The organism is Shewanella sp. A22 (genome assembly GCF_053850585.1).
The window spans coordinates 16,219-41,508 of sequence record NZ_JBSQBN010000026.1 but is presented as its reverse complement, the minus strand read 5'-3'; the positions used below and the strand labels follow the sequence as shown (position 1 = coordinate 41,508).

Annotated in this window: 26 protein-coding genes; 5 read left to right on the top strand and 21 right to left on the bottom strand. The window is 41.2% G+C overall.

From position 1 onward, the window contains the following. Window positions 1–348: 348 nt before the first annotated feature. The 19 genes from fliS to ACWXWT_RS06955 form a co-directional block, all read right to left on the bottom strand. Entirely contained in the window at window positions 349–753 is a 405-nt protein-coding gene (gene fliS, locus ACWXWT_RS07045) for a flagellar export chaperone FliS (protein ID WP_456040912.1), read from the bottom strand. Between the two features lie 6 nt (window positions 754–759). Then, the gene (locus tag ACWXWT_RS07040; protein ID WP_456040911.1) at window positions 760–1,104 is read right to left on the bottom strand and encodes a flagella biosynthesis chaperone for FliD, FliT; all 345 of its coding nucleotides are present in this window, start codon (window positions 1,102–1,104) and stop codon (window positions 760–762) included. 63 nt (window positions 1,105–1,167) lie between these two features. Beyond that, window positions 1,168–2,532 carry a flagellar filament capping protein FliD gene (fliD, locus tag ACWXWT_RS07035; RefSeq protein WP_456040910.1) on the bottom strand — a complete coding sequence of 455 codons (1,365 nt, stop codon included), beginning with the start codon at window positions 2,530–2,532 and terminating at the stop codon, window positions 1,168–1,170. Window positions 2,533–2,612: 80 nt separating this feature from the next. After that, window positions 2,613–3,038, bottom strand: coding sequence for a flagellar protein FlaG (locus ACWXWT_RS07030; protein WP_456040909.1), 426 nt, complete (start codon window positions 3,036–3,038; stop codon window positions 2,613–2,615). Between the two features lie 238 nt (window positions 3,039–3,276). Then, window positions 3,277–4,737: a flagellin gene (locus tag ACWXWT_RS07025; RefSeq protein WP_456040908.1), complete on the bottom strand. Its 1,461-nt coding sequence runs from the start codon at window positions 4,735–4,737 to the stop codon at window positions 3,277–3,279. A 515-nt stretch (window positions 4,738–5,252) separates the two neighbouring features. After that, window positions 5,253–6,716 carry a flagellin gene (locus ACWXWT_RS07020; RefSeq protein WP_456040907.1) on the bottom strand — a complete coding sequence of 488 codons (1,464 nt, stop codon included), beginning with the start codon at window positions 6,714–6,716 and terminating at the stop codon, window positions 5,253–5,255. 117 nt (window positions 6,717–6,833) lie between these two features. Further along, window positions 6,834–8,045, bottom strand: a complete 1,212-nt coding sequence (gene flgL, locus ACWXWT_RS07015; protein ID WP_456040906.1) for a flagellar hook-associated protein FlgL — start codon at window positions 8,043–8,045, stop codon at window positions 6,834–6,836. Between the two features lie 10 nt (window positions 8,046–8,055). Next, window positions 8,056–9,978: a flagellar hook-associated protein FlgK gene (gene flgK, locus ACWXWT_RS07010; protein ID WP_456040905.1), complete on the bottom strand. Its 1,923-nt coding sequence runs from the start codon at window positions 9,976–9,978 to the stop codon at window positions 8,056–8,058. After that, window positions 9,978–11,078, bottom strand: a complete 1,101-nt coding sequence (flgJ, locus tag ACWXWT_RS07005; RefSeq protein ID WP_456040904.1) for a flagellar assembly peptidoglycan hydrolase FlgJ — start codon at window positions 11,076–11,078, stop codon at window positions 9,978–9,980. The genes flgK and flgJ overlap by 1 nt, the downstream gene beginning before the upstream one ends. Before the next feature lie 17 nt (window positions 11,079–11,095). Continuing rightward, complete coding sequence (locus ACWXWT_RS07000; RefSeq protein WP_456040903.1) at window positions 11,096–12,193, bottom strand: flagellar basal body P-ring protein FlgI; 1,098 nt, start codon at window positions 12,191–12,193, stop codon at window positions 11,096–11,098. Window positions 12,194–12,203: 10 nt separating this feature from the next. Then, window positions 12,204–12,878, bottom strand: coding sequence for a flagellar basal body L-ring protein FlgH (flgH, locus tag ACWXWT_RS06995; RefSeq protein WP_456040902.1), 675 nt, complete (start codon window positions 12,876–12,878; stop codon window positions 12,204–12,206). Between the two features lie 9 nt (window positions 12,879–12,887). Beyond that, window positions 12,888–13,676, bottom strand: a complete 789-nt coding sequence (gene flgG, locus ACWXWT_RS06990) for a flagellar basal-body rod protein FlgG (RefSeq protein WP_456040901.1) — start codon at window positions 13,674–13,676, stop codon at window positions 12,888–12,890. A gap of 11 nt (window positions 13,677–13,687) precedes the next feature. Continuing rightward, window positions 13,688–14,431 (bottom strand): flagellar basal-body rod protein FlgF, encoded by a 744-nt coding sequence (gene flgF, locus ACWXWT_RS06985; protein WP_456040900.1) that lies wholly within the window; start codon window positions 14,429–14,431, stop codon window positions 13,688–13,690. A gap of 238 nt (window positions 14,432–14,669) precedes the next feature. Then, the gene (flgE, locus tag ACWXWT_RS06980; protein ID WP_456040899.1) at window positions 14,670–16,052 is read right to left on the bottom strand and encodes a flagellar hook protein FlgE; all 1,383 of its coding nucleotides are present in this window, start codon (window positions 16,050–16,052) and stop codon (window positions 14,670–14,672) included. A gap of 56 nt (window positions 16,053–16,108) precedes the next feature. Then, window positions 16,109–16,894, bottom strand: a complete 786-nt coding sequence (flgD, locus tag ACWXWT_RS06975) for a flagellar hook assembly protein FlgD (RefSeq protein ID WP_456040898.1) — start codon at window positions 16,892–16,894, stop codon at window positions 16,109–16,111. Between the two features lie 23 nt (window positions 16,895–16,917). Further along, complete coding sequence (flgC, locus tag ACWXWT_RS06970) at window positions 16,918–17,334, bottom strand: flagellar basal body rod protein FlgC (RefSeq protein ID WP_456040897.1); 417 nt, start codon at window positions 17,332–17,334, stop codon at window positions 16,918–16,920. 2 nt (window positions 17,335–17,336) lie between these two features. Next, a complete protein-coding gene (flgB, locus tag ACWXWT_RS06965; RefSeq protein ID WP_456040896.1) occupies window positions 17,337–17,735 on the bottom strand; it encodes a flagellar basal body rod protein FlgB in 399 nt (132 codons plus the stop codon). A gap of 136 nt (window positions 17,736–17,871) precedes the next feature. Continuing rightward, complete coding sequence (locus ACWXWT_RS06960; protein ID WP_456040895.1) at window positions 17,872–18,705, bottom strand: CheR family methyltransferase; 834 nt, start codon at window positions 18,703–18,705, stop codon at window positions 17,872–17,874. Window positions 18,706–18,767: 62 nt separating this feature from the next. Further along, the gene (locus tag ACWXWT_RS06955; protein WP_456040894.1) at window positions 18,768–19,688 is read right to left on the bottom strand and encodes a chemotaxis protein CheV; all 921 of its coding nucleotides are present in this window, start codon (window positions 19,686–19,688) and stop codon (window positions 18,768–18,770) included. 627 nt (window positions 19,689–20,315) lie between these two features. On the opposite strand from ACWXWT_RS06955, the gene flgA reads away from it, so the two are divergent. The 3 genes from flgA (at window position 20,316) to ACWXWT_RS06940 (ending at window position 21,962) form a co-directional block, all read left to right on the top strand. Beyond that, a complete protein-coding gene (gene flgA, locus ACWXWT_RS06950; protein ID WP_456040893.1) occupies window positions 20,316–21,023 on the top strand; it encodes a flagellar basal body P-ring formation chaperone FlgA in 708 nt (235 codons plus the stop codon). A gap of 74 nt (window positions 21,024–21,097) precedes the next feature. Next, window positions 21,098–21,427, top strand: a complete 330-nt coding sequence (flgM, locus tag ACWXWT_RS06945; RefSeq protein WP_456040892.1) for a flagellar biosynthesis anti-sigma factor FlgM — start codon at window positions 21,098–21,100, stop codon at window positions 21,425–21,427. A gap of 97 nt (window positions 21,428–21,524) precedes the next feature. Further along, window positions 21,525–21,962, top strand: coding sequence for a flagella synthesis protein FlgN (locus tag ACWXWT_RS06940; protein ID WP_456040891.1), 438 nt, complete (start codon window positions 21,525–21,527; stop codon window positions 21,960–21,962). A gap of 90 nt (window positions 21,963–22,052) precedes the next feature. On the opposite strand, the gene ACWXWT_RS06935 is transcribed toward ACWXWT_RS06940, so the two are convergent. Both ACWXWT_RS06935 and ACWXWT_RS06930 read right to left on the bottom strand, forming a co-directional pair. After that, window positions 22,053–22,622 (bottom strand): chalcone isomerase family protein, encoded by a 570-nt coding sequence (locus ACWXWT_RS06935; protein ID WP_456040890.1) that lies wholly within the window; start codon window positions 22,620–22,622, stop codon window positions 22,053–22,055. Between the two features lie 78 nt (window positions 22,623–22,700). Continuing rightward, complete coding sequence (locus tag ACWXWT_RS06930; protein WP_456040889.1) at window positions 22,701–23,180, bottom strand: DUF2947 domain-containing protein; 480 nt, start codon at window positions 23,178–23,180, stop codon at window positions 22,701–22,703. 22 nt (window positions 23,181–23,202) lie between these two features. Between ACWXWT_RS06930 and ACWXWT_RS06925 the strand changes: the two genes are divergently transcribed. After that, entirely contained in the window at window positions 23,203–23,349 is a 147-nt protein-coding gene (locus ACWXWT_RS06925) for a hypothetical protein (protein ID WP_456040888.1), read from the top strand. 561 nt (window positions 23,350–23,910) lie between these two features. Further along, on the top strand, window positions 23,911–25,224 hold the full coding sequence (locus ACWXWT_RS06920; RefSeq protein WP_456040887.1) for a tyrosine-type recombinase/integrase: 1,314 nt from the start codon (window positions 23,911–23,913) through the stop codon (window positions 25,222–25,224). Window positions 25,225–25,290 lie beyond the last annotated feature (66 nt).

The window sequence follows — 25,290 nt, the reverse complement described above, 5'->3', positions numbered from 1 at the left end:
ATCTAACGAAGCATAAAGGACTTTGAAACCCGCCAGAATGGAGTCTCTCAGGTATTCCACTTCTGTGTTACATCGATTTAAAAGGCAACAACCATTTCTACATCAATGTGCCTTGAATTGAAAAACCAGAGAGACTCTGAACTGACCAGATATTTAATGCGAATTGGTATAATTAGCAATCTGTTGATTATCATAAACTAACATAGTGTTCTAAAGTTCGCATAAACATCATTGGCCGAGAAAACATTCAATACAGGCAAAAAACAAACCCCCACTTAAAAAGTGAGGGTTGTCATTAGTTTGATATACTATGCGTCTTTTTTATTCAAATATAATACATTGTAACCATTAACCTGCTTCAGAAGTTAGCTCATGCATATCTTGGGGAATCGAGTCCCAACCTTCTTTAATCGTTTTAAGTAAAACAGAAACCTCTTCGAGTATTTCTTCATCATTGGCGACATTAGCCTCAGATAATCTTCTCAACATATATTCATATAGCGAGTCTAAATTAGCTGAAATCTCGGTACCGGCATCCATATTTAAACTACCACTCAGCCCAGCAATAATACTAATAGCCTTACCAATACTTTCGCCTTTTTGCGCATAATTTTTTTGCTGAATTGCATATTTGCTTTGTGCAATACGTTGCAATGCGCCTTCAAACATCATTTGTATAATGCGATGTGGCGAAGCCACCGCAATTTCGCTTTCTAGCGAAACTTTTCGATATGACTGTAGTGAGCTTCTCATAAATACCTACCTATCTGAATCTATACTTTTATAAACATTAAGTTGACGTTGGTTTTTCTTTCCTAAATGTATCTCAGAATGCAAACTTTTCATGACTAACTTTGCTTTCACCTCAAGGCTCAATGTGAGTTCCAATTGGCGTTCAAGATAATCTCTTTGCATAAATGAATCATCTGCAATCAACACATTCAATAAGTTTTGACGCTTAACAACCAACTCTTGCAAATCTAATACCAACTGATCAAATTCTTCTATTTCTTTTTTAGTTTTTAAGCTATCTAATACTATTCGGCATTGTTCACTGGTGGTATCTAAACTATCAATTAATGCTTGCTGATCCGTTGTTGCCATTTTATTTCAACTCACCGTCATCTTTTAAAACAGATTACATTCACATGTTAATGAACCATGCCGTTAATCATTTTGACTTACAAGCCCAGGAAGCGAATCCAGTCGAGATTGTAAATCTGAACGTTGGGTACTTAATTGCCCAACAATCAAGTCCATGTAGTTATATTGTGTATACAAGCGTGCTTCAAACGCAGCCATTTTCAAAGCAAATGCTTCTCGCTGGTCGGTCAATCGCGATAAACTGCCATCAAGGGAGGTGTCACGACTATCAATAATAGATCCAGTTCCCACATACGAGTCAAGATAACCATCTAGTTTTGCTGTTACCCCCGTATCTTCAGTGGTAAACATTTCTTTAATACCAGCAACATTGCTTTCTAATGCTTCTGTTAAAATATCATCAACTATTTCTAAGGTGCCGCTTCGGGTGGTGGTAATACCAATAGAAGCCAATGATAATTGGCCATCCGATGTTGCAAACGCTGAGGACATTACGTTACGCAATTGACTCTGTATTCCACGCGGTAATGAGTCCCCCTGTAAAGCGCCCGCCTCTTCCGTCTCGGCATTGTAACTCGTCAAACTGGCAATGGTTTCTGACATTGAGTTAAAAGCTTCAACAAATGACTTAATACCCGTCGCAATTGCACTAGTATTTTGCTTTACCGTTAATGTGGTCAACTTATCAACGTCGGCGTCTCTAAGATTAAGCGTCACACCTTCAATGGCATCTTCAACAGTGTTACTGCTCGAAGTCAGTTTTAGACCGTCAATATAAATAATGGAATCTTTTGCGGCTTGTAATTCGGTCATCGCGAAGGTGTCTGCCAACACGGTACCCGCACCTGTATCGGTGGCTGAAACCGTGATGTTATTGGCCGTGCCTGTTTCTTTAGACGTTAATACTAATTGGGCACCGTCATCACTGTTCACTATGGTTGCGGTAACGCCAACATTGTCGTCAGCACTGTTTATTTTTGCCACCAGTGTTTGCATAGTATCTTCAGCGGTAACTTCAATATCAAAACTGTCGCCATCAACAGCAAAGTTTAATGAGCCTTCATCTAAAGGCGCTGTTACATCGCTCACAGCCAAAGAGCCAATTTTTTGACTCCCCGCCAGTTGTTCAACAGCAAGACTATAACTGCCTGTTACCGCGGTATTCGTCACTGATGCAGTGACATAAGTATTCTTTGAAACTGACGCACTCTGGCTATCGAATGAATCTGTATCAGAGAGAAAGGTTAAGCTATCTTTGAATTCAGATAACGAACTTTTTAAAAAGCCCAATGCTGATATCTCGGAATTAATCGCGCCCTCTTTTGAGTCAAATTGAGCTACCTTAGGAGTTCGTTGTGCGCTAACTAAAGCCGACACAATACCGTTAATGTCTAGCCCGGAGCCTAGTCCAACCGATGTTAATCCCATGTTTACCTCAACTAATCTTAACTAAATAACACAAAAAAGCGCGTAATCGACTTGTTAAATCAAATCATCCGCCCAATAGCTTAAGCTTCAGTTCTCATTAATAACCCTTTTACATCTTGCAACTTCTGAGCCAACTCTAACGCCTCATCGCTGGGGATCTGGCGTATGATTTCACCTGAATCAATATCCATTACCTTAACAATAGCGGAGCCTGAGTCTTCGTCAACCGAAAACGCAAGGCCTTTGTTCATCAAAGAGACAACTTCAGACAGCTGAATAACAACTTCTTCTAAGGCTTCTGCCTGGGATTGTTCTTTTTTACTGGCTTCGGTTTTTTCTGCTTCAGTTATTGCTTTGACCATCGGTGCTTTATCGGATTCAGGCAGGTAAGTACTTTTTTCAGCCGCTAAATGCGAAGCAACATTTTTATCTAATGCTCCTTCAGGTCTATTTGTTACAGAGGGGTTTACAGGTGAGTTTGCAATACCCAGTGAATTATTATCCATAACATCCTCTCTAAATCAATGTAATCCCTGTTTACGCGTTACTCGTTGAGGGTTACTTTGCCAACAAAGTAACATCATATCGTCACCATAGTTACAACGCTATATAACGTTAATAAATCGATATACATAAGTAACAAAAAGGAAGATTCAGCTGTGAATCTTCCTTTTCTATTTTGACGTTATGTTACTGATTCACTCAGTGAGTTACTATCATTCTGTTGCCACTAAACTAAGCTGATTACAGTAGTGATAACGCAACCTGTGGTAGCTGATTCGCTTGCGCCAACATAGACGATGATGCTTGCGATAAAATCTGCTGTTTACTCAGCTCTGCACTTTCTGCAGCAAAGTCAACATCTTGAATACGGCTACGTGCATCTGACACGTTATTTTGGATGTTGCTTAAGTTACTGATAGTGAAGTCTAAACGGTTTTGCGTAGCACCTAAGTCAGCACGTTGGCTATCAATACCGGCAATCGCACCATCAATAATGTCAATCGCACTTTGCGCACCTGATGCTGTGCCAATGTCAATGGTACTCACACCCGCAAATACACCTGCTGCTTCACCAGTAATTTCAGCGGGTGCTGCTGTACCGGTTAAGGTAAAGCTGTCAGGTGAGCTCAATGTAATCGCACCTGCCGCTGTAGCTACTGTACCAGTAGTACCGTTAGCAACCACTGTTGCACCTGATGCTGTACCGTCGGCAGAAACGTTCTTTAACGATAATGCACCTGATGTATTGCTGCCACCAGTAGAAGTAAAGTTAATATCTGCACCAGTAGAACTCGTAATAGTAAGAGTACCATTATCCAAGTTTGCCGTTACACCTGTATCACCTGAAGTATCATTAATTGCTGTTGCAAGGTCTTCATTCGAGCTAATACCCGTTAAGTCTAAAGACGCTGTTTTCCCTGCACCACCATCAACATTCATGACTAACGATACATCATATGCAGCGGTTAAATCAGCTTGAACATTGGTTTCAGCAGATGCGGTTACACCTGTACCAGCTTGGTTAATTTTAGCAACAATTTCAGTCGCGGTATCTTCATCAACGGTCACAATATTAGTTGTGCTAGTGCCTTGAGTAATGGTTAAGGTTTCACCCGTTGAACCATTGGTACCCGCAGCTGCGGCAACAAGCCCACCACCAAATAAACTACCGGCTTTATTACTTTGATACGCACCAATACTGGTTGCGGCTACCGATTTAAGAGACACATTAATGGTTTGGTTGGCTTCTGAACCAACTTGGAATGCTTGAGTACCATAAGAGCCATCAAGTAAATTCTGGCCACCAAACGATGTGGTTTCAGCAATACGAGTTAACTCAGACTGCAAAGAGTTAATCTCTTTTTGCATAGCAGAACGGTCGTCTGATGAGTTTGAACCGTTAGCCGACTGTAATGACAAGTCACGCATACGCTGTAAAATGTTGGTTGACTCACTCATTGCACCTTCAGCTGTTTGTGCAATCGAGATACCGTCGTTAGCGTTACGCATCGCCACACCAATACCATTGATTTGGCTAGTCATACGATTCGAAATCTGTAAGCCTGCCGCATCATCTTTAGCGCTGTTAATGCGAAGACCTGAAGCTAAACGCTCCATTGAAGTAGCAGTGTTGCTCTGTGCTTTGTTTAGGTTACCCTGCGCTTTCATCGAAGTGACGTTAGTATTTACTGAAATAGCCATAATTTAATTCCTCGTATTCCTGACTGTAGACATTGCCTGTCTGTATTAAGCCAGGCGGATCATATTGGTTACACTTAAGGTAACGGCAATAAAAGTCAGAACTTTAGCTTTTTTTTTCAACTGCAGATAAAAAACTAAATAAACAATTAAATTCAATATATTAGGGCCTGTTGTTCTTTGCTGGTTAAGTTTTGTTCGAGATAAAAACGTTTTAATCGAGGCTAGTGGATTGCTGCCTAGCAATCTAAGCTACTTTTACTTAACGAAGAGTAACTCAACAAAGAGTAAAACGTTTTTAGCCGAACCCTACGGGCAGCGTTTGTTGGTCATTTTTACTGCGTTATAGACTTTTTGTGTAGAATAACTACACCACAAAGTCTCTGCCTTGTACAAATGAACAACAATTCGCTGCAAAACCAACCTTGAAAGATCAACAGGCTCTAGTACTACAAATTAAAAACCCGCCATTTGAGGTGGCGGATTCTAATATCGAGATTGTTAGCTTACTTTTTTAACTAGCCAAGTAAAGACAATGCCACTTGTGGTAGCTGATTGGCTTGCGCCAACATCGACGATGATGCTTGCGATAAAATCTGTTGCTTACTCAGCTCTGCACTCTCTGAGGCAAAGTCAACGTCTTGAATACGACTACGCGCATCTGACACGTTATTTTGAACGTTACTCAAGTTACTGATAGTAAAACTCATTCTATTTTGCACCGCACCTAAATCGGCACGAGAGCTATCAATACCGGCAATCGCACCATCAATAATGTCAATCGCACTTTGCGCGCCTGATGCGGTACCAATGTCAATGGTACTAACACCAACAAATACACCTGCTGCTTCACCAGTAATTTCAGCGGGTGCTGCTGTACCAGTTAAGGTAAAGCTGTCAGGTGAGCTTAATGTAATCGCACCTGCCGCGGTTGCTACTGTACCAGTAGTACCGTTAGCGACCACTGTTGCACCTGATGCTGTACCGTCTGCAGAAATGTTCTTTAACGATAATGCACCTGATGTATTGCTGCCACCAGTAGAGGTGAAGTTAATATCAGCACCTGATGCACTAGTAATAGTAAGAGTACCATTATCCAGTTTTGCCGTTACGCCTGTATCACCTGAAGTATCATTAATTGCTGTTGCAAGATCAGCGTTCGAGCTAATACCCGTTAAGTCTAAAGACGCTGTTTTCCCTGCACCACCATCAACATTCATGACTAACGATACATCATATGCAGCGGTTAAATCAGCTTGAACATTGGTTTCAGCAGATGCGGTTACACCTGTACCAGCTTGGTTAATTTTAGCAACAATTTCAGTCGCGGTATCTTCATCAACGGTCACAATATTAGTTGTGCTAGTGCCTTGAGTAATGGTTAAGGTTTCACCCGTTGAACCATTGGTACCCGCAGCTGCGGCAACAAGCCCACCACCAAATAAACTACCGGCTTTATCACTTTGATACGCACCAATACTGGTTGCGGCTACCGATTTAAGAGACACATTAATGGTTTGGTTGGCATCAGAACCAACTTGGAATGATTGAGTACCATAAGAGCCATCGAGTAAATTCTGGCCACCAAACGAGGTGGTTTCTGCAATACGAGTTAACTCTGCCTGTAAAGAGTTAATCTCTTTTTGCATAGATGCGCGGTCATCAGACGAGTTTGAACCGTTGGCAGACTGCAAAGACAAGTCACGCATACGCTGCAAAATATTGGTTGACTCACCCATTGCACCTTCAGCCGTTTGTGCAATAGAGATACCATCGTTAGCGTTACGAATAGCAACGCCAATCCCGTTTATCTGACTGGTCATACGGTTTGAAATCTGTAGACCTGCCGCATCATCTTTGGCGCTGTTAATACGCAGGCCTGATGCTAGTCGTTCCATAGAGGTTGAAGTAGCAGTTTGAGCTTTATTTAAATTACCTTGCGCCTTCATGGATGTAACGTTGGTGTTAACTGAAATAGCCATAGTGTAAATTCCTCTTCTTAGTTGAACGCCAAGACCCGGAGCTTGGCTAAACGGTTAATCATGTAAACTGTTTAATATGTTGTGAAACGTTCGTGTATCAGTGCTTATAAAACGTGTTTATATATAGTCAAACAAACTGGTCGAACTGACTTTACTAAACAAGCTCGACGCGGCATTGAGTGCTAATTGTTGCTTTTCAAACTCGGTAATAGCCGAGGCAAAATCCAAATCTTCTAATTTTGATAATGCCGAGGTGTTAATCAACTTTTCATCAGTATGATTGTCGCTGTACTGTTGCAACACCTTTAGGCTGTTACCAGTTAAGCTTCGTTCCTGACTCATTTGTTTGACACCGCTATCAATGTTATTCAAGAGCTGTGCCAACTCCGCTTGTCCAGCGGGTGTTTGTGTATCATTATCACTTTCAAATAATGTAATGGCTTTACTGAAGGTATCGAAAATACTGACTTGTGCGACTTCATTTATGGTAAATGAGTCACCAATTTCAGGCTCGCCCTCCAATTTAACTTCAATATCATTAAAGCTCACCGGCACCGAAGCATCAAAACCAACAACTGTGGTCACAATATTTGCTGGCATCGCGCTATCCAAAACCTCTAGGTTTGTGCCGCCCAAGCCATCATCAACAAAATTGAATGTATATATATCAGGCACATAAGTGGCTGGGTCAATAATTTTGGCACTGGTAACAACAAAATCACCTTGCTGAGATGACGAATAATTGACGCCATAATCACCCATTGCATTGGCAGCATTCATAAACGCAGCATCACCAGCCACATTGGTATTAACTTGGACCCCATCGGCAATATTACTTTTGCGAACGCCTGAATCACCGCTGTACACCACATTGCCACTATTATCGAAAGCAAAAGGAACATTGTTGGTTTTATTGCCAGCAAAAATATAATTCCCCGACTCGTCTTTGGTATTGGCAATAGACATCAATTGTTCAAGACTTTGACGCATTTCATCGGCAATCACTTGCCGCTCGGCAGAAGTCATACTGCCGTTGCCGGCACGAAGCATCAGATCCTTCATGCTGCTAGCGAGCGTATCCGCTTGACCTAACTGGCTTTCTGTTTGTTGAACATGATTCGTAGCGTAATCAATGTTCTTCACATATTGATCCACCAACGCATTTCGTTGTTTTAGGTTATCAATGCCAATGGCTGCTACAGGGTCGTCACCAGCAGTGTTGACTCGTTTACCGCTAGAAATCTGTGCCGTAATGCTGTTAGTGGCAGATTGCTTCTCCAATATGCTATTGGTATTTTGTTGGAAAATTTGTCCGGTAGAAATTCTCATGATGTATCTCCTAACGAACTGAGCTTAATAAAGTATCGAAGATGGTTTGCGCTGTTGTCATAATTCTGGCAGAAGCTTGATACGATTGTTGGAAACGCAATAAGTTGGCCGCTTCTTCGTCAAGGTTAACGCCCGACTCACTTTGAACACGATCGCTAGCTTGTTGGTATATTGCAGTGGCAGAGCCGACTCGCACTTCGGCAGATTTTGTTTGGCTGCCAATATCCAACTTAGTATCTTCAAAAACGCTGGTTAAGGTGCCTGTGCCGTTATTCATTATCTTGCTGTTTGATAATGCAGCCGTTGCAACGGCATTGCTGTTGTCACCTTCGGCAAATGATAAATCAAACGTGAATGTATCTGCGGTAGCAGTACCGCTAGTGGTAATGTCAAAATCCATACCAAAGGCATTGATGTTGTTATTGGTAATTGTGCCAGTACCTAAAGATGTACCTGCACTATTAAAGGCTTCATAAGTACTAGGAGCAGCTGCAGTATTTAACTCAAAGGTAATTGATGAGCCAATAACACTTTGAAAAACAGCGTTAGTTGAGTCCATGCTGTTTAAGCTAATTGCCGTATTACCAGAGTTGCTAACATCTGTGGTTAATGCTGGCCCTGCTGCGGCAATACCTTCCGGATCTGTCATGACAACGGTTAAACCTGTGGCGGCCCCCGCCGTTGGACGGATACCAAATTTATCGCCATCGGCTATGGCGCCACTGGCAATGTTAATGCTAAAGCCTGCACCACCAGTAAGTTGACTACCCGTTAATGTTAATGGGGTTTGTTTACCCGTTTGTGTGTCTGTTAATTGGTAGCCATCGGCGGTGGTATAACTCAACTCGTAACTGCCACCCGATAACGCACCAACGTCATCAATATTGACTGACAGCGCTGCATTACCCGTATTAGTGGAATAACTACCCACTCGACCAGATGCCATTAATGGGTCATTGATATCACGAAAAAGATTGCTACCAACATCACCATTTAAATCAAAACCTTGAGATTGCATATCGTTAAAGGTGCCTGCAATACCTAAAGCCAATTGGCCCAGTTCAGTACTAGCAGGTAATAATGTGTCATCACGAAACGAAAATAACGCCCCAAGCTGACCACCCAATTTAGAGGGGTCGACACTAATTGTTTTATCACCAGTAGATGCATTAAGACTGGGTTCATTCGGAAAAGGATCTCCAGTGCTAGTCCCCATTGACAGAGAGACTTCACCCGACACCAACATGACTGATCCGCCAAGCATAATTGACTTTGCTCCCGTTTCTAACGGGATAACATTAACCTGAGCATATTCGCTAAGCTCTAAAATAAGTGCATCTTGCTTGTCTAGTAATTGGTTGTCTTGATCTTGAGATTTCATCAGCTCTAAATTGATGCTACCTAGCTCTTTACTGATTTCATTAATACGGGTGGTGATAGATTCTATTTGGCTGTTGGTTTGCTTGGTTTGCCCATCCAACTGTGCTTGCATTTGATTTAAGCTACTGGCTAGCTGTTCCGCTGTACTGATACTACTGCTACGAATACCAAGATCAGTCGGTAAATCGGCAACACTATTGATGCTAGCAAAAAAGTTATTCAAGTTTTCAGGCACCATTTGGCCTATTTGAGAATAGATTTCATCTAGTTCGCTCAGCTTAGAATACGATGTTTCAGCCGCACTCATACTGGTTTGCCCAATTCGTAATTCTCGTGCTGCAAATTCGTTATAGATACGTTTTACATCAGACACATATGTGCCCGTGCCATAAAAACTATTACCTAAGCGTTGCGACTCTAATGTGGATTGACTCGTAACTTGTCTGTTATAACCTTCAGTATTCGCATTGGCGATGTTATTACTGGTCACCCCTAATTGCGCTTGAGAGGCTTGAACACCTGTACGAGCAATATTAAGTAAGTCAATCGCCATTATTTAGTCCCCGCAGGTAATACAGATTTAAGACCTTCTTTTACCGACTTCATCACATTAATAACCTTATTGGCATATTGTGGGTCGGTGGCATAACCCGCTTTTTGTAACGCTTTAATAAATTGAGTTGGCTCTGCGGCAACATTGCGTGCATCTTGATAACGATCGCCCTGGCTAATAAACGACACAAAATCGTTAAAGCTCTCTTCAAGGTTGTCATACATTCTAAAATCCGCTTTTTGTTGCACTGCAATGCCCTTTTCAAACTCCAATGTATTGACTGAGGTTTTTTCACCTTGCCAACGCTTATCCGCTTTAATATTGAATAAATTATGACTCATCGTACCGTCGTTACGACGCACGACCTTTTGGCCCCAACCGGTTTCCAATGCTGACTGAGCAATTAACACCTCTGCTGAGGTTCCCAATGATTGAGCCGCCTTTTCAGCATGAGGGTACAACACCGAAATAAAATGCTCTGGGCTGGTAAATTCGCTTACAGCAATACCTTTGTTTTTTACTGCGTTAACATTTGCTTGCGGCAAACCTTTGCCTGCTTGTACCGCTTGGCTGGCTAATTGCTCACCACGTAACACTCTAGATAGCTTGTCCGACATAGGCAGCATCGATTCGGCGTTATCTATAACAGAATGAGATGCAGCAATTTGATCTTTTGGCGCGATGGCATCTAAAGTGTCTTTATCTAACGCTGTTGGCGGCGCGACAAACATGCTTGGGTTAACTTTATAATCGGTATTGCCACGCAGTACTGATGCTGGTGTAATTGGGCTTTCTTCTGGGTCTAATTGCTGAACCATTAACTCTGCAAGCCCTAGCATGCCTTTACCTGATAAATCGACAGACATCTGCTGATCGCGCATTTGTTCAAAAAATTCGGTCGTTTCACTGTTTAATGGACTGTCAGATTTAAATGCGGCATTGGCATCTCGCATGCTTTTCATTAACATTTGAATAAAAATACCTTCAAATTGCTTAGCCGCTTCTTTAAGTGCCCCCTTCTCGTCTTTCTGGGCGTGGACACGAAGTGAATCTAGTCCTCCTAGATCCAGAAAGTTCGATGAAGCTGACAACTTTTCCATAATCATTCCGACAATTATTAGATGATGATTAGTTCACCATGCAAAGCGCCTGCCATCTTTAACGCTTCGAGTATGGCAAGAACATCTGATGGTGCAGCCCCCACTAAATTCACGGCTCTGACAAGCTCATCAAGTGTGGTACCTGGATTAAACATAAACATACGACGATCTTTTTCTGACACATCAATTGTACTATTGGTGGTGACAACCGTATCTCCACCGGCTAATGCATTGGGTTGTGAAACCTGTGTTGCTTCAGCAATGGTGACGGTTAATCCACCATGAGTGACAGCCGCTGGCAGCAACTTAACGTTTTGGCCAACAACAATGGTGCCAGTACGAGAGTTAACAATCACTTTGGCTGACTCTTCTGCCGGTATGACTTCTATGTTTTCTAGTGTTGATAGAAATGACACTCGCTGTGATGCATCGCGTGGGGCACTCACTTGAATAGACGTCGCATCAACAGCTTTCGCCATATTGGGGCCGAGTAAATTGTTAATCGCATCTGCGGTACGTTTAGCCGTCGAAAAGTCTGAACGACGTAAATTAAACGTCAGGTAATCACCGCTAGCAAAAGGGCTAATAACACTACGTTCAACAATGGCACCGCTTGGGATCCTGCCTACCGTTGGCGTATTTTGAATAACTTGTGAACCATCCAATCCTTCGGCACTGAAACCACTTACAATTAAACTCCCTTGAGCAATGGCATACACATTGCCATCCACCCCTTTTAAGAAAGTTTGCAATAAGGTGCCACCACGTAAACTTTTGGCTTCGCCTAAACTCGACACGGTAATGTCAATATTTTGACCGGGCTTAATAAAAGCAGGCATCTCTGCGTGCACAGCTACCACCGCGACATTTTTTGAATTGGGACGAACTGAATCGGGTAAGTTAATGCCAAAGTTTTTAAGCATGGTTCTAAATGTTTGTTCGGTATAACGGGTTTTTTCTCCTGTACCAGGCAAACCAACAACCAAGCCATAACCCACTAATTGGTTACTTCGCACCCCTTGGATACTGGCAATATCTTTAATCCGTTCTGCATGTGCAGGTGCGGTTAACATTAATATTGACGCAATAACCGACACAATAAGTTTAGTTTTCATGCATTACTCCTTAAAAAGGCCACCAGTCACTCATAAAGAATGAACTCAGCCAACCGACTTTTTGGGAGTCAGCAAACGTACCGGTACCGCTATACTGGATACGAGCGTTAGCCACTCGTGTCGAATCGATTGTATTATCTGGGTTAATGTCTTGGCTGCGGATCATGCCGGTAACGCGGATAAACTCATCACCATTATTAATTGAAATCCACTTTTCACCACGGATGACCAAATTGCCATTACTGAGCACTTGAATAATATTGGCTGAAATGCTGCCGTCTAAGCTGTTTGATTGATCGGCGTCAGATTCACGCTTGGTATTCATACTGTCGCTATAACCCAAATCAATTGGGACACCACTTATCGACACATTTTTACCACCAGCATAAACTGGCTCTAAGTTTAAATCTGAACCTTTTTTGATTTCGTTATTAGCACTTTTAGATGCTTGAGTTGACTCTTTTAATGTCACGGTAATAATGTCGCCCACTCGATGAGCACGAATATCGGAATACAAGCTTGATGCTTGGCTATCAAGAAAAATAGATCCCGTTGCCGCCACTTGCGTCGGTGTGGTGTCTGGATATACCGGCGCATAAAATGGGTCATCAGCAATAGGCTTTTTTTGAGTAGAACTACAGCCAACCAATAACACTATTGACGCTAACGCAATGTATTTAATCATGTTAGCTCCTTAGAGATTCTGATTAATATAAGACAGCATCTGATCTACCGCAGAGATAACTTTAGAATTCATCTCATAAATACGCTGCCCTTGAATAAGGTTAACCAACTCTTCAGTGACATTTACGTTAGAGGTTTCAAGCGCGCCTTGGCGGATAGAACCTAAGCCATCTTGTGATGCCGTACCTTGGATTGGCGTCCCGCTTGCACCTGTTTCGGTATACAAGTTTTGTCCTAATGGATCTAAACCGGCCGGATTAATAAAGTCTGTCATGGTGAGCTGACCAATAACCTGACTGGCTGCAGTGCCAGGAGTTTGCACAGACACTTCGCCTCCTGCAGATACGGTAATACTCGTTGCATCATCAGGGATTGTAATTGGAGGCTGGACAACATAACCAGAACCTGGCGTTACGATTTGACCGGTATCATCTAAGCTAAACTGACCATTACGAGTGTAAGCAGCAGTGCCATCTGGCATTTGCACTTCAAAAAATCCTGAACCTTCAATCATTAAATCTAATGAGTTGTCAGTGGTGAGCATGTTGCCTTGAGTAAACATCTTTTGGGTGGCAACAACCTTAGTACCCGCCCCGATATTTAACCCATTAGGCAACTTACTATTATCTGAGCTAATGCCACCTGCTTGATTAACCGTTTGATAAAGTAAGTCTTCAAATACCGCACGACTTTTCTTAAATCCAACAGTACTGGCGTTAGCCACGTTATTAGAAATAACCGCAATGTTGGTTTGCTGGGCATCGACACCTGTTTTACTTATCCATAACGCTGGATGCATAATAATTACTCCTAACTAATTCTCATCAAGGAAGTGGACGCTCGATCAATTTCTTCAGCGTTCTTCATCATTTTGACTTGCATTTCGTATTGACGCTGAATATCAATCATGGCGACCATTTCATGCACAGAGTTCACATTACTGCCTTCAACCGCACCGCTCTCAACTTCAACCCCAGGGTTATTGGGTGCATTACCACCTGCAATAAGCCGAAATAAGCCATCTTCACCGCGCATCAAGTTCTCGTTACCAGGATTAACTAACTTAATCCTCGCGACCTCTTCAACCACCTCAGCTGTCGCCCCTTGTGGTCGAACAGAAATGACGCCATTGGCTGAAATTTGTACTTTTTCAATAGGAATAGGTAACACAATAGGGCCAGAATCCCCCATGACCGGACGATTACTGCTATTCAATAACAAACCGGTACTGTCAAATTTCATGCTGCCTGCACGGGTATATGCTTCTGAGCCGTCGGCCGCTTGCACAGCAATCCAACCATCACCTTTAACGGCAATATCAAGGTCACGACCTGTCGTTTTAATCGGACCACCGTTAAAATTACTGCCAGGACTCTCAATCATAGAGAACACTCGCGTTGGTAAGCCTTCACCGAATGCCTGCATTGAACGGGCTTGGACCATGTCAGCTTTAAATCCATCAGTATTGGCATTGGCAAGATTATTAGCACTGACCGCTAACGCATTCATGCCTTGCTTTGCACCACTCATGGCAACATAAAGAAATTTGTCCATTTTTGCTCCGTCAAACTTTCTGCACAAACAATATACACAGAGAACAAGCAATCATCATGCCAAATGATACTTTGTATTTCATGGTGTTTTAATTAATTGAAATTTAATGATAAAAATGAATATAAAACGATTAACTTGTGTCAAAAAAATATCGATAAACAGAAGAGGAATATGAGTGAAAAATATAAAGGCAAGGTGTTGCCGTAAACGGCAACACCTATAATAACGCGTGGTTTAATTAACGGATCTGTAATACCGTTTGATTTAAGGTATTGTTCACTTCAAGCGTTCGCGAGTTAGCTTGGAAATTACGCTGTGCCGAGATTAAATCAACCAATTCGGTGGTTAAATCAACGTTAGATTGCTCAAGTGCTGAAGATTTAATACTACCAAATGTACCACTATTGGCTTCACCGGCTAATGCAGCGCCTGAATCTAAACTGGCTTTCCAAGACGTATTCCCCACCTGAGAGAGTCCTTGCTCGTTAGCAAAGCGTACTAATGCCACCCGTGATAACGGAACAGTTGAACCATTACTGTAACTGGCGGTAATCAAACCATCAGAACCAATACCAACATTGGTTAATCGGCCAACGGTAATACCGTCTTGACTCAACTCGGTCACTTCAAACGAAGAGGCATATTGGGTTGGATTATTAAATTTCACCGTAAGCGTTTGAGTACCATCTGCCCCAGGGCCTAAAGCCTCTGCACCACCAGCACCAAGTACCTCTGTAGTAATCGTAACGGGGTCACTGCCAGTATAAGTACCAGCAGAGTTAAACTTAAGCACAGCACCAGACCATGTTGTACCATCATTTGGGTCTGTTGCCTCTGCTCTACCTAAATTGGTGCCATCACCAGCACCGTCACCATCAGCATCAGTGTCATAAGTGCCTGCACCAGTTGCCACATTAACAGGGTCGCCATCTACAGCGTAAAAAGCCAACCAGTTACTTTCGCCAGTATAGGAACCATCAGTAGGCTTAATAAAGTAAGTGGTCATAATATGCGACTCACCTAGCGAATCATAAATAGTGACCGAAGTAGAGTTGTTAAAGGTATCAGAATCATCTGGATCAAAATTAGCAGGATCAAGTGCTGTTTCACCAACATCAAGGTTCATCTGCAAACCAACATTTCCGGTTTGCACTGGGCTACCCGCCTTGTCAGGGATCTTAATCGGTTGAGTTGTAGTTAAACTCACTGAAGTTGAGTTGCCATCTTCATCCACTGGGAAACCTTGTAAAAAATTACCCGCAGCATCAACCATATAATTATCTGAATCAACTTTAAATGCACCGGCTCTAGTATAAGATAAATCCTGCGTATCTAAGCCTGATGAAGTAACAAAAAATCCGCTACCACTTATCGCCATATCCAGCGAGTTGCTGGTAAATTGTAAGCTACCTTGATGAAACTGTTGGGCAACTTGCGTAGTGGTAACACCTCCACCCACTGTTGTTTTACTGTTTGCAAAAATAGAATTAGCATACACATCGGCAAATTCTGCTCTAGATTCTTTAAAACCAACGGTATTAACGTTAGCAATATTATTCGCGGTTGTATTTAAGTCTTTTTGTGCGGCAGCGATACCACTCAATGCAATGTTAAATGACATGTTTCACCTCTTACAATTAATTTGTTTATGACCACAGCCAACTGTTGTTGACGGTATTATGTTTCAGATACTGCAAGTACGTCAGATAACTTAATTCCACCGATTCCGCGTAAATTCAAAATAGCACCAGTTTCAACTGTGCCTAATGACACACTAGTAACATGAGCATATGTCGACACCGCTAAATCTTCAGATGTTCCATCCACTATACCACTGGCCTTAATGCTATAATCACCGGCTTTAACTGGCTCGCCATTTTTATCTAAGCCATCCCAAGTAACATCAACATTACCGCCTTCACTACCATCAACTTCAAAACTTCTCACTACCTGGCCTGATTTATCTTCAATTTTGACCATAATGGTTTCAATTGCAGACGGCGTGCTGATCACTCCGCTTATTTCAGTGCTTTCAGTTGAAATGGCACCTGTATCAGAAGGGATAAGCACTTTGCGACCCACTAAGCCAGAAGCCTGCAACGCTTGGCTAGAACTCATTACAGTATTCAAATTAAGAATTTCATCATTAAGATTTGAAATCCCATCTACTGTCGAGAATGATGCCATTTGCGCAATCATTTGATCGTTATCAACAGGTTCAAATGGATCTTGCATCGACAGCTGTTGACTGAGTAGAGCAAAGAAATCTTCTTGCTTTAACATCTGGTCATTAGCTTCAGGTATCACACTTCCTTCAGGTAAACGAATTCCATCAAGAAAAGGATTACCCGTAGTCGTGCTGGTCGTATTTGTCTGTACTGTACTCTTGGTCGACGCACTTGTATTAGATGCGCTACTGGATTGTTGCGGTAAAGACTGACTGTAAGCATTAACGAGGCTCATTGTTACCTCCTTGAATAATCATACTATTTACCCATCCTTAACGTCTGTTGCAACATAGATTTCGTTGCATCAGCCACCTGAACATTCATTTGATAAGAACGTGATGCAGAAATCATATCTGCCATTTCCTCCATCACATTGACATTAGGTTTATAAATAAAACCATCACCATCCGCCAATGGATGATCTGGTGAATACTCTTTCAATAAAGGTTTGTCACTTTCGACAATCCCTTTAACATTCACACCAGGTGAACTGTTTTGTTGACCATTAGCTTTTAGCATTTCGGCTTCAAAAACCGGATGACGCGAACGATAGGTTTGATCAACACTACTTGAGACAGAATCAGCATTCGCAATATTACTGGCAGTCGTATTTAAACGAATTGACTGCGCTGACATACCCGAGCCTGATACATTGAAAATATTAAATAAACTCATAATTAATCACCTCGCAATGCTTTGCGCATACCGTTAAATTTTCCTTCAAGAAAACCTAAAGACATCTGATATTCGAGTGCATTTTGCATAAATGCTGACTGCTCTTTCTGCGTATCAACCGTATTACCATCACCAGTATCAGCTTGATTTGGCACACGATACTGAACGTGTTGCTGGCTTAGAGCCGCTAGGTCAAAATGTTTATCTGTGGTTTGGCTCATACTTAAGCCTTTCTGATGCGTGCTTGCCGCTTGCATCGCAGAAGCAAAATTAACATCTTGAGCTTTATAATGAGGAGTGTTGGCATTGGCAATATTACTTGAAATCACTTCTGCTCTTTGAGCTCGTACGCCCAAAGAATATTGGTGAACACCTAATGCATTTTCGAAATTAATCGCCATAAAATTGCCTCCATCAACTAACTGATAGATTTAAAGCAAAGATGATGCCAACATTTCAACAAAAGGAGTAATAAAAAGGATAAATAAACATGCCGACGAACGCCGGCACATAGAACACAATAATCTATTGTTTTATCTAGGTTTTCTTTTGGTAATAAATACCAGGGTTGCAGCGGACCATATTAAATTCATCACTTAAGCCAGCAAGAGATTCTGACGCACCTAAAAATAAAATACCGTTAGGATTAAGTGCGGCAGCAAATTGCCGCAAAATCTTAGACTTTGCCTCTGGAGCAAAGTAAATCAGCACATTGCGGCAAAAAATAATATCGTACTTACCTAATAAGCTATAGCTTTCAAGGAGATTATGCGCTCTAAAATTCACCAAACGTTTTACAGTATCTTTTACTTTCATGTTACCCGAAGGCAAAGAATCAAAAAACTGACGCTTACGTTCTTCAGACAAGCCACGAGCTAGGGCTAAACCATCATACTCAGCATGCTTACAGCGCTCCAACATAGAAGGCGACAAGTCCGTTGCTTGAATGGCCGCACCGCCAGGCAATGCACCCGGTTTACGTTGCTGGTATTCTAACACAGTCATCGCCAACGAGTAAGGTTCTTGTCCAGAAGAGCACGCCGCCGACCATATTTTTAATGGACGACCAAGCTTACTGTATTCAGGCAATAGAGTATTATGCAGTAATTCAAATGGGTAACGGTCTCGAAACCATAAGGTTTCATTCGTCGTCATGGCATCAATCACTTCTGCACGTAATTGACGTTCAGTCGGTTTCATCGACTTTTTAACCACCTCAGATAAAGAAGGTAAATTATACTTTCCCATCAATGGTGCCAAACGACTACGCACTAAATACTGTTTATTCTCACCTAACACAATACCGCTATGCTGCTCTAAAAACAGCCTAAATTGATTGTACTCTGCTTCAGCAAGTGATTTATCTGTCACATTAACTTCCTAATATGTAAGCTTATTATGCTAAACCTCTAACATTTCATAATGCGAAGGGTTTATAAACTCAAATGTTTATTAACTGCTGCGGCTAATTCGTCGGGGTTAAACTTAGCAATAAAGTCGTTTGCCCCAACTTTTTCTACCATTGCTTGGTTAAACACACCACTCAAGGATGTGTGTAATACCACTTTTATGTTCTTTAATTTTGGATCATCGCGAATTTCGGCAGTTAAGGTATAACCATCCATTTCAGGCATTTCAATATCAGAAATAATAAGCGGAATTTCAACAGATACATCATCCATCTCGGTCGCTATTCGTTTCAGCTTATCTAATGCTTCTTTACCATCTTTAGCGGTATCTATCTGTAAATTTAAAGATTCTAATGAGCGAATAATCTGTTTACGTGCCACGGCAGAGTCGTCAATAACCATAATATGGTAATGCTGTTCTCTATCAATAGTTAACGTCTCATTGACTTCTTTACTGATAGCGGTCTTAACCGGTGAGATTTCATCAAGAATTTTTTCAACATCTAAAATTTCAACCAACTCACCTTCAATTTCGGTCACAGCCGTTAAGTATGAATAACGTCCAGCACCTTGAGGGGGTGGCATAATAGCAGCCCAATTCATATTAATAATACGTTCAACAGAGCTAACTAAAAAACCTTGAACACTTCGGTTATATTCAGAAATGATAATAAAGCAATTTTCAGTTGACGTCAGTGGACGACCACCCGTTGCTGCACTTAAATCAATAACAGAAATCGTCGCCCCACGAATATGAGCCACGCCTTTCACGAAACGATTTAATTTAGGTAAGGTTGTTAGCGGTGGGCATTGTAACACCTCTTTTACCTTAAACACGTTAATCCCAAACCGTTGACGGCCGTTAAGCCTAAACAATAGCAACTCTAGTCTGTTTTGCCCGACAAGCTGGGTACGTTTATTTACTGATTCTAAAATGCTCGACATAAAACGGCCTTGTAGTTAACTGTCACCCAAAAGGATAAAATCTGTTCTTTAACATTATAGTAAACCTTGGTTTAGCATAATACGGTTAATACATTTCTTACTGTTGTGCGGTTCAATGCACGATAAACCAACACCCATCTAGCTAGTGCCTATTGACCCTTTATATTGAACATTGTTCAACATAAACAGAATATCGTAATCAAAATCATAGTGACAAAATTTCGACGCTAGTGAGTACTTTGCCACAAATATTACTTTGTTAAAATAAAATGGCCCGGTTAAACACCTTTTAATGTCACTCTTACGCTGTTATTTACGGCTAAATCAATTGCTGCGGTTGTCAGCATTAAGCAATCCAAGTGAAGTATGATGCAGCCACAACCGTCTAAAAATAGCCCCTTAAGAAAGACCAATCTACGGAACCTTAAAGTGGGCATGCAATTTGCTTCAATCTACATAAATTACTATACACAACATAACGACACTTTTTTGACAAAAGGATAATGATATTATTATCTCATCAGTATCGTTAATTTGTTGCTTCATTTTGTATGCAGAGACCACTCGCATATTTTCCGTTTTTCAAAGTATAGGTGTATTCTGGCAAAACAAGCTAGTATCTTCATTATGAAAGTATTTTTTTTGTGTTTTTTGTGCTCAATAACTTATTCTTTGCCCGCATTTGCGAGCGAAGACATCACAACACCTACATTATCGACCATTTATGAGTTAGCTAAAGAGGTTGTCGCCAAGAAAATTGATGCCGACTCAAAGGCTAAAGTACAGATTACCCCACAAAATCTGGAAGGCAGAATAAGTCCGCCACGCTGTCATCCGCCAATTAAGGTCGAAATTGCCAGTGAAAGAGCCATTAGCCGAAACAACATGGTAAAAATAAGTTGCGACAGCCCAGACTATGACTACCCATGGCAAATGTACCTCTCGGTTAGAGTTGAAATACAATATCCTGTAGTGGTTGCGACCCAACTTCTATCACCAGACCAAATTATCGATCAACATCACCTGCACATTATGTATGTCGATCAATATAGTTTAAAAGGTCAGTTTTTTTCTGATACAAGCGCATTAATTGGCTCAAGAGTAAAACGTCGGGTAGCGAAAGACTCACCAGTACTCAGCAATAACCTGTGTTTTGTATGCAAAGGCGACACTGTTGCCATTTATGCTAATACTGCAAATGTGCAAATAAAAACCCTAGGTGAAGCATTGCGTAATGGTAATCTTGATGACGTTATCCGAGTAAAGAATAGCAATACAAGTAAGCAATTTGATGCTGTCGTAATTGGCGTTGGCGAAGTTGAAGTAAGAATGTAAAATAGTGTTAAAGTTTTTTCCTTGCGTGCCGATAGCCTGTTTGGAAAACCTGATTCATAACGCTGGAGCCTCCCATGGCAATTGACATTAAGCATAATACTACTACCAATACACAAATGCGCACTGCACGCGACACGCAGTCAACTAAACACCCTAACACTGACGCAGCCCCAAAAACGGCTACACCAGTTAAAACAGATTCTGTTAGCATAACCTCTCAAGCTCACCAGCTTCAGAGTGCGCAAACTAAAATGGCATCGTTGCCTGAAGTCGACCAAAAAAAGGTTGCCGAAATCAAGCAAGCAATTTCTGAAGGGCGCTATAAAGTTGACCCAGAAAAACTTGCTGCAAATATTGCCAGCTTTGAAACCGAGCTAGGCAGTTTGTCAATTGACAAAGAGTAACCGTTAAACGTTACTCTTTAATTTGTTTTAACGACATACAACATGAGGTGCTATATGCATCATATAAAGGTGTCTGTTAAAAAACTAAGAGTAATATATGACAGAACTAAAACAACAATTAAGCGAACTACTAGATAGCCAAAATAAGACATTATCACAGCTAAAACAGCTTATTGATGCTGAAACACTAGCATTAACCAAACAAGATGCAGACAAGCTGTTGGCGCTTTCTAAAGACAAAACGCAATGTTTATTTGCGATGAAAACCACCGACGAAAAGCTGGCCAATCATCCTCAACATATACTGCTTACAACCGATCCAGAGCTAGTAGAAAAAGTCACGCAAGCAAAAACGGTCCTCGCGCAATGTAAAGACATCAATAGCCAAAATTCCAGTTTAATAGAACTCAATATAGCGAGTATGAATCGATTTGCCCAAGCGTTACAAGCAAGCCGAAATGCTTCAAGCTTGACCTACAATGAAAAAGGTAAAACATCTACCATTTCAACACTTGGTAACGACTTTTCAGTTTAATACTCACTCTAACGATGGGGATAAATAAAGCGTGATGAAATAAGCCAGACGACTTAATCAGAGATTAAATACATAGTAATAAATAAGCTGTTATTGAATTGACTGAGCAAGCATCGCCTGACGTAAACTTTGTTGCGCAGACTCATCACCTAGCCAAATACTGAGTAATGCCTGACGAAAAGCCTCACCAACGATCTCTCCTTGAACATGACCATTTACAATACTACTCACGCCCTTACCTTTTTGAGTCACAAACGTAAATTGATCACCTTTGGTAATATTATCTGAAAACAATTCGGTAAAATGTAGGATCTCTTTGGCAATAAAGTGGGTGTCATTGCCGGTAGCGGTTTCAAACCCTTGAGTAATACCATCACGCATTCTGTCTGAGGTAACCATACCAGAAGTAATGGTTAACTGGATCACCGCGATCGGCTGAGCCAGCACATCATCAAGAGTATTCGCCTTAGTGGGTAGGTACAAACTCCCCACATACAAATCCATAAAAAACTTACTGCGCACACCAGCACCATTTAACACTAAAGGCTGCTCTGCTACCGTAATTTTTTCTGCCACATCAACATCGGCAATCATTCTAGCCTGTACCCATGCCGGTAACATTAACACTACACCCAGCAAAATTAACGCGAATAACTTCATACCGACTCTCTAAAAACCAGCAATATAAACAACTAAATCACTATCATTTAGTCAACAAGCAAACTCAATGAGGTTTAACTACCCGCGAACGCCTAACTTATACTGGCCATTTTGTTCAAACATCAACGCTTGTTTGTGTTTAGGTGCCATTAAAATTGGACCATCATCAAAAAATAAAAAACACTTCCAATTGCGTACAAATATATCCCAGCGAGTTTCAATAATTTGATACTTTTCATAGCAAAAATACACTAAGGTATCGTCAGGCCATTGAATATATTCAGCAATGGCTTCTGGCAAGGTATTATCATTCGCATCCCATGCCGCTTGCCAATGTTCTGTTGCTGTCCAGGCATCTTGCTTTGCAGGCCAATCCCCTTTTTCAAACTGCTCTGCTCGGCTACTCTTATTGCTTATCCACTTATTCCATACTTCCATGGCACTTTTATCAGACAGTGGTTGAATCAGCGCCTTATCATCATCCGATACAGGCAAATCTTTATGGTTAAAAATCCACTTGCGCTTATAAAGGTCAAACGGAATATATGAATGTGGCAAACAACTGCTCCTAGCAACTAAAATGAAACGCAATTATAACGCTAAAGCCCATCCAACTGCGATAGCGAGAGGCACAAATGATGATGTGATTTATCAAAAAAGTTATCGTAAAGATGATAAAAAACGAGACAAAGGAAGTAGGAGCATCATGCGAAGCGGTAACATTTAACTTGCCTGTAAACTTTTAGGGCATAGCCGTATAAATTTAAATAAAAGCCAGTATCACAGCGACTACCTATGCTTACTTAGATATTGAACATGTTAGGCAAGAGCTAGGGGTCACAACGGAGCATTTATCAGGGATTTTCAGCATGAATTTCTCTATCTTCGTTGAAGATTTTTATTGCTACATTACTTATAACTCTCATTTATAAGTTACGTACACTTATTGATAGAATAAGCCCTGTACTATATCGATCGGCATTAAGATCCTAGAGCAATTTTCAAAGATAAATCAAAATAAGCGTGATGATATAGCGGCGTTGTATTGGCTAAGGAATAACATAATAAAAGATTGGCTTGTTTAGCTGGATAAAAAGAGGCTGTATGGTCTCCCCACAGGTGAGTTTGGTTGACTTTAACCAAAGTTAACCAAAATTAACTAAATGTTATTTATCAATATCTTAAATCGATAATTGCATTTTTGACATTAACCAAAATTACTGTAAATTAGTCAAAATAGATTCCAAAGGCGGCACATAGGCGGCACAACTTTTGAGGCTAAGTGATTATGGATAAAGAATTTACTTTCAATAAACGCTGTTTTGAACAGCTAAAAAGTGCCCCAAAACGCTATAGAATTGCCGATTTAGACCAAAGAGAGTCAGTAAAAGGCCTAATTTTAGAAGTTATGCCATCAGGAAAAAAGTATTTTCGCTTTAGACGCAAGCACTTAGGCAAAGACGTTGCCGTCACTATTGGCCTCTTCCCCAATTTGACCATTGAGCAGGCACGTAAGCAGGCCAAATTAATCGCGGTAGACATTGCCCAAGGTATTAACCCCAACGAATCTAAACGACAAGCCAAAGAAGCAATAGCCCTTGAAGATGCCCTATCCTTATCTGTTCAACAATTATTTGACGCATACGTTGCTGAGTTCAACATCAAAATAAAATCTGGTGAACGTCGGCAAAAGTCATTGGATGATGTTCATTCCATTTGGAACAAACATATCAAATCGCGCATTGGTCATTTAAGAGTTGAAAGCATTTCTAAAGCAGATGCAGACAACTTCATTAAACTGATTATCACAAAAAACTCCGCCGCGATTAGAAACAAATGTCTGACCTTGCTCAAGTCGATGTTCAACGACCAACCTGTTAATCCATTTGTGCATATCAAGAAACTTGCAGGCACAAAGCGAGAACGTATTTTAGCCGAGCATGAAGTTAAGCGACTACTAGAAGCTTTAGAGTTAGAGCTACCTATTTACCGCGATGTGGTGATGATGCTGCTATTAACAGGCCAGCGTAAAAGCTGCGTGTTCAGTATGGAATGGCGCGAGATAGATCACCAACGTGGCATTTGGCTTATACCTACCAGCAAAATGAAAGTTAAAAAGCCTCATGCTGTGCCACTAACTAAAGAAGCGATGGACATTCTTACTAGGCGCAGCCAAGAAGCTGTCAAAGGTGAACGCTTTGTATTCCCTAGTGAACGCAGTCAATCAGGCCATATTATCGAAAAGGCAGGCAAAGGCAGCTTTTGGCATCGCATTACAGAACGTGCAGAGCTTCGTGGCACTGAAAAAGGTGATAACGTTACCATTCATGATTTAAGGCGAACCATCGCCAGCTGGAGCGTCATGCGAGGCGGTAACATTCAAACCACCAGTAAACTGCTAGGCCATAGTGATATCAGTATTACCGCAAGTACCTATGCACATTTGGATATTGAGCATGTTAGACAGGAGCTAGGGATCACTACAGCTCATTTATTAGGTACTTTTCAGCATGAATCGAAAGTGGATAGATTGGTTAGGGAAATAGAACAGCTCTCAACTATAGAAAAGCATGAGCTATTTAAACTTGTGGCAACATCGTAGTTATTGTTGAGATAGAGTTTAATTGCTATTATTAAGTTGCTCTTTAGCGTTGGGCTTTTAAAGTAG

Bases quoted from the DNA above. Each gene is read 5' to 3' on its own strand.
- flgC (WP_456040897.1), bottom strand. From the start codon at position 17,334: ATGAGTTTATTTAATATTTTCAATGTATCAGGCTCGGGTATGTCAGCG.
- fliS (WP_456040912.1), bottom strand. From the start codon at position 753: ATGAGAAGCTCACTACAGTCATATCGAAAAGTTTCGCTAGAAAGCGAA.
- flgE (WP_456040899.1), bottom strand. From the start codon at position 16,052: ATGTCATTTAACATTGCATTGAGTGGTATCGCTGCCGCACAAAAAGAC.
- flgG (WP_456040901.1), bottom strand. From the start codon at position 13,676: ATGCATCCAGCGTTATGGATAAGTAAAACAGGTGTCGATGCCCAGCAA.
- flgK (WP_456040905.1), bottom strand. From the start codon at position 9,978: ATGGCGATTGACTTACTTAATATTGCTCGTACAGGTGTTCAAGCCTCT.
- flgD (WP_456040898.1), bottom strand. From the start codon at position 16,894: ATGAGCCTCGTTAATGCTTACAGTCAGTCTTTACCGCAACAATCCAGT.
- flgF (WP_456040900.1), bottom strand. From the start codon at position 14,431: ATGGACAAATTTCTTTATGTTGCCATGAGTGGTGCAAAGCAAGGCATG.
- ACWXWT_RS07000 (WP_456040903.1), bottom strand. From the start codon at position 12,193: ATGAAAACTAAACTTATTGTGTCGGTTATTGCGTCAATATTAATGTTA.
- flgA (WP_456040893.1), top strand. From the start codon at position 20,316: ATGAAAGTATTTTTTTTGTGTTTTTTGTGCTCAATAACTTATTCTTTG.
- ACWXWT_RS06935 (WP_456040890.1), bottom strand. From the start codon at position 22,622: ATGAAGTTATTCGCGTTAATTTTGCTGGGTGTAGTGTTAATGTTACCG.
- ACWXWT_RS07040 (WP_456040911.1), bottom strand. From the start codon at position 1,104: ATGGCAACAACGGATCAGCAAGCATTAATTGATAGTTTAGATACCACC.
- ACWXWT_RS07025 (WP_456040908.1), bottom strand. From the start codon at position 4,737: ATGGCTATTTCAGTAAATACTAACGTCACTTCGATGAAAGCGCAGGGT.
- fliD (WP_456040910.1), bottom strand. From the start codon at position 2,532: ATGGGATTAACATCGGTTGGACTAGGCTCCGGGCTAGACATTAACGGT.
- ACWXWT_RS07020 (WP_456040907.1), bottom strand. From the start codon at position 6,716: ATGGCTATTTCAGTTAACACCAACGTTACATCCATGAAGGCGCAAGGT.
- flgB (WP_456040896.1), bottom strand. From the start codon at position 17,735: ATGGCGATTAATTTCGAAAATGCATTAGGTGTTCACCAATATTCTTTG.
- flgH (WP_456040902.1), bottom strand. From the start codon at position 12,878: ATGATTAAATACATTGCGTTAGCGTCAATAGTGTTATTGGTTGGCTGT.
- ACWXWT_RS06920 (WP_456040887.1), top strand. From the start codon at position 23,911: ATGGATAAAGAATTTACTTTCAATAAACGCTGTTTTGAACAGCTAAAA.
- ACWXWT_RS06925 (WP_456040888.1), top strand. From the start codon at position 23,203: ATGAAACGCAATTATAACGCTAAAGCCCATCCAACTGCGATAGCGAGA.
- flgM (WP_456040892.1), top strand. From the start codon at position 21,098: ATGGCAATTGACATTAAGCATAATACTACTACCAATACACAAATGCGC.
- ACWXWT_RS07030 (WP_456040909.1), bottom strand. From the start codon at position 3,038: ATGGATAATAATTCACTGGGTATTGCAAACTCACCTGTAAACCCCTCT.
- ACWXWT_RS06940 (WP_456040891.1), top strand. From the start codon at position 21,525: ATGACAGAACTAAAACAACAATTAAGCGAACTACTAGATAGCCAAAAT.
- flgJ (WP_456040904.1), bottom strand. From the start codon at position 11,078: ATGGAAAAGTTGTCAGCTTCATCGAACTTTCTGGATCTAGGAGGACTA.
- ACWXWT_RS06955 (WP_456040894.1), bottom strand. From the start codon at position 19,688: ATGTCGAGCATTTTAGAATCAGTAAATAAACGTACCCAGCTTGTCGGG.
- flgL (WP_456040906.1), bottom strand. From the start codon at position 8,045: ATGAGAATTTCTACCGGACAAATTTTCCAACAAAATACCAATAGCATA.